We start from the raw sequence: 4,026 nt of genomic DNA on the forward strand, positions 1-4,026 counted from the left end.
CGCAGAGGAAGGGGATATGCATGATAGAACCTCTTATTAAAGTTAACGACCTTTCTTTTGAATACAAGTTAAATAATAAAACCTCCATTCCCGTATTGAAGGGTGTTTCCTTTGATATTTTTCCAGGAGAATATGTTGCGATCGTCGGACATAACGGCTCTGGAAAGTCTACCCTTTCAAAGCACTTGAACGGGATTTTAAAACCCAGCAGCGGTGATGTTCTGGTAAGTGGCAGCAACACAAAGGAACTACAAATGCTGCGCGAAATTCGGCAAAAGGTAGGTATGGTATTTCAGCATCCCGATAACCAGATTGTTGCGACCATTGTTGAAGACGATGTGGCCTTTGGTCTAGAGAATATTGAAATCCCCGCAGCAACAATGAAGGATAGAATTGATTATGCACTAGAAGCAGTCGGGATGAGTGAGTTTCGGCAAAGACCGCCTCATCACCTATCCGGCGGACAGAAACAGCGGGTTGCCATTGCGGGTATCATTGCGATGAAACCGGATTGTTTAGTGCTCGATGAAGCAACCAGCATGCTGGATACCTACGGAAGAAGAGACATACTCAATGTTGTGCGCGAACTGAACGATGACGGGATGACCATTGTATCCGTTACTCATCATATGTCAGAAGTGGCAGAAGCCAGCCGGGTCATCGTCATTGAACAGGGACAAATTATTATGGATGGGTCACCAAGGGGAATTTTTCAACAGTATGAAAGGATGCAGCAATTGAAACTTGATATTCCAGTTGCGAGCCGATTAGCAAGATTGATTCATGAATATGACGAAGAATTCCAGTCAGATCTGATCCGGAATAACGAGATTATACAAGAGGTTGTCCGTCTATCAGCCAAACGGGGGGTGTTTGTGGGATGAGTGAATCTGCCATTTTAGAAGTGAACAATTTGTACCATACCTACATGGAAAAGACACCTCTTGAATACAAGGCACTGGCAGGGATTAATCTGCAGGTGAAAAAAGGAGAATGCGTAGCGGTTATTGGGCATACCGGTTCTGGAAAATCGACATTAATTCAGCATTTTAACGGACTGATGCGTCCTCAGCGGGGAGAAGTATTGGTGGATGGCCAGAATTTATCGGATCCAAAACTGGATGTTAAAGCGTTGAGAAGAAAAGTAGGACTTGTGTTCCAAAATCCTGAAGATCAGATTTTTGAGAAGCTGATCGGTGATGATATCGCTTATGGCCCTTTAAAAATGGGGCTGCCGTTAAAAGAAGTAAGAGATCGTGTGAAGTGGGCGATGGAATTGGTGGGCCTGTCTTTTGAGGAATTGAAAGACAGGGTGACCTATGCCTTGAGCGGCGGACAAAAAAGAAAGGTAGCTCTAGCCGGTGTTCTGGCTCTCAAACCAGAAATTTTGGTGCTCGATGAACCGACAGCTGGTCTGGATCCCTTTTCCAGGCAAGAATTATTGGACAGAATTGCTCTGTTGAATAAGCAAGAAAAGGTGACCGTCATTTTTGTCTCACACAATATGGAGGAAGTCGCTTATTTAGCTCAACGGATATACGTATTAGCTGACGGAAAAAATCTCATAGATGGAACTCCTCGTGACATTTTTGGCAATACAGAAATACTTCGCAGACACCATATTGCCGCACCTCAAACGGTTGAGATCCTGGCACATCTAAAACAACGGGGCTATTCCGTTGATCTAAAAGCATTTGAGCGGGAGTCTGCCGCCAAGGAAATCGTATCTATTCTTCAGCCGTACAGGAGGTGAGAATATTGGCTGGTTTTGAATTTGAATTATCTCGCAATATAACCATTGGCCAGTATTTGCCGACAGGTTCACTTGTCCATCGTTTAGATCCACGTGTGAAGCTTTTGTCCTTCACCATACTGGTCATTGCAATGGCTATATGTGATACCTATGGAGGTAATATTATTGCCCTCGCATTTGCCATTTGTTTATTTTATATCTCACGTATTCCGATAAGTTATGGTTTGTCAGGTGTCAAGCCGGCAATCCCATTCATTTTGATATTAGCCGTACTGCAATTGTTGTTCTATAACAAAGTGGCTTCCGGAGGAACGGTTTTAGTTGATCATGGTTTTATCCTGATTACCTCTGACAGTATACGGCTGGTCATCGTATCTGCATTGCGTTTCATTGAAATCATCTTTTTGAGCAGTGTACTGACACTAAGTACATCTACCACACAGATCACTCATGGGATTGAGAGTTTATTACGGCCATTAAAGTATGTAAAGTTTCCGGTTCATGAATTTGCACTGATTATTACCATCGCTATCCGTTTTGTCCCAACGTTTGCAATGGAAATGGAAAAGATGATGAAGGCCCAGGCATCAAGGGGGGCAGAGTTTGGTACAGGTGCCTGGTGGAGAATCATACAGAGGACAAAAGATGTGTTTCCGATCATTATCCCATTGTTCAATGTTGCGATGGCACGGGCAGAAGACTTAGTGCTCGCCATGGAAGCAAGATGCTACACACCAGGAAACGAACGGTCCATTTACACAAAATACAAAGCACAGAACAAAGATTATATCGCTATTCTTTTTTGTATTTTATTCGCTTCTCTCTTATTGCTATTTCCATTTCCCTACTAGATATCAACCTAACCATAAAATGCAAAACTTACAATTCTTTCAATTATAAGGAGGGTAATCAAATGGAAAGAGGATTAACGACTAGAAAGATTGTCATTGCAGGTGTATTGGGGGCAGTAGCTATTTTGCTTGGTGTCACACGGTTAGGCTTCATTCCTGTTCCAACAGCAGCCGGGAACGCAACCATCATGCATGTTCCTGCCATCATTGGAGGGGTAATGCAAGGTCCGTTTGTTGGACTGGTCATCGGATTAATCTTCGGCGTGTCATCCTTTTTGGATGCAACGATTCCGCTTTTCAAGGATCCTCTCGTCGCGATTCTTCCTCGATTGTTTATTGGTGTCACAGCCTACTTCTCATATCTCTCCTTGAAGAGAGTAAACGAATATGCCGCTATCGGTGTAGCAGGCTTTATAGGAGCCTTTACGAATACCCTCCTCGTTTTAATCATGGCTGTAGTCAGAGGCTATATTGCACCTGGGGTCGCGGTTACAATTGCAGTTACCAATGGGATTCCTGAAGCTATAGTCTCCGTGATCATCACGCTGGCTGTAGTTGTGGCTTGGAAAAGACTGGACCACAGCGGGAACAAAAAATCCAAGATCTCTGGAGAAATGTAGTGGGTAATTTCCAGAATATCACCGATGTTCCGGGCATTAAAGTCGGCAATGAAGAAGATAGCAAAGGCTATACGGGCTGTACTGTATTATTGATGGAAAATGGTGCTGTTTGTGGTGTGGATGTTCGGGGATCAGCTCCAGGGACCCGGGAAACGGATCTCCTTCACCCGCTGAATCTCATGCAGAAGGTTCATGGTATCTGCCTGGCGGGAGGCAGCGCCTATGGACTTGATGCGGCAAGCGGCGTTATGAGATTTTTGGAAGATAAAGGGGTTGGCTTGGATGTTGGCGTAGGAGTTGTACCGATTGTTCCCTCAGCTGTCCTGTTTGATTTGCCGGTTGGAGATCCTTTGGCCAGGCCTGATCAAAAAATGGGTTATCAGGCCGCATCAAATGCAGCACAGGGACATTTTCCCTTGGGTAACTCTGGGGCAGGATGCGGGGCTACGGTCGGTAAAGTGGCTGGCCATCATCGTGCGATGAAGGGAGGCCTTGGCTCTGCCTCTTTCATCCTGCCCAATGGTTTAATCGTAGGTGCCATTGTCGCTGTCAATGCCATAGGCGAAATTAGATATCCGAACACTGGAGAAGTGATTGCCGGTGCAAGAGATGATCTGGGATATATCAGGAGCAGCTTGGAGTGGATGCTTGAACAGCCCGAGATTCCATTAACTGCCGGTACGAATACAACGATTGCTGTGGTCGCGTGCAATGCTGATTTAACAAAGTCACAAGCGACAAAAGTTGCCTCCATGGCTCATGACGGATTAGCAAGAACGATCTATCCTGTGCACACGATGTA

General features: G+C 44.9%; 5 protein-coding genes. All 5 read left to right on the forward strand.

Features of this window, described 5'->3' with window-relative positions:
- The first annotated feature begins 20 nt into the window (after positions 1-20).
- On the forward strand, positions 21-884 hold the full coding sequence (locus ABHN01_RS24350; RefSeq protein WP_429877695.1) for an energy-coupling factor transporter ATPase: 864 nt from the start codon (positions 21-23) through the stop codon (positions 882-884).
- A complete protein-coding gene (locus ABHN01_RS24355) occupies positions 881-1,753 on the forward strand; it encodes an energy-coupling factor transporter ATPase (RefSeq protein WP_429877692.1) in 873 nt (290 codons plus the stop codon). The genes ABHN01_RS24350 and ABHN01_RS24355 overlap by 4 nt, the downstream gene beginning before the upstream one ends.
- Before the next feature lie 5 nt (positions 1,754-1,758).
- Positions 1,759-2,604: an energy-coupling factor transporter transmembrane component T family protein gene (locus tag ABHN01_RS24360; RefSeq protein WP_429877693.1), complete on the forward strand. Its 846-nt coding sequence runs from the start codon at positions 1,759-1,761 to the stop codon at positions 2,602-2,604.
- Positions 2,605-2,666: 62 nt separating this feature from the next.
- Positions 2,667-3,224, forward strand: coding sequence for an ECF transporter S component (locus tag ABHN01_RS24365; protein ID WP_290400521.1), 558 nt, complete (start codon positions 2,667-2,669; stop codon positions 3,222-3,224).
- Positions 3,224-4,026 (forward strand): P1 family peptidase (locus tag ABHN01_RS24370; protein WP_429877694.1); only part of this gene is annotated, 803 nt, incomplete at its 3' end. The genes ABHN01_RS24365 and ABHN01_RS24370, both read left to right, overlap by 1 nt.

Origin of the sequence: Fictibacillus sp. NRS-1165 (genome assembly GCF_050468105.1) — a bacterium.
Classification (GTDB): domain Bacteria; phylum Bacillota; class Bacilli; order Bacillales; family Fictibacillaceae; genus Fictibacillus_C; species Fictibacillus_C terrinigri.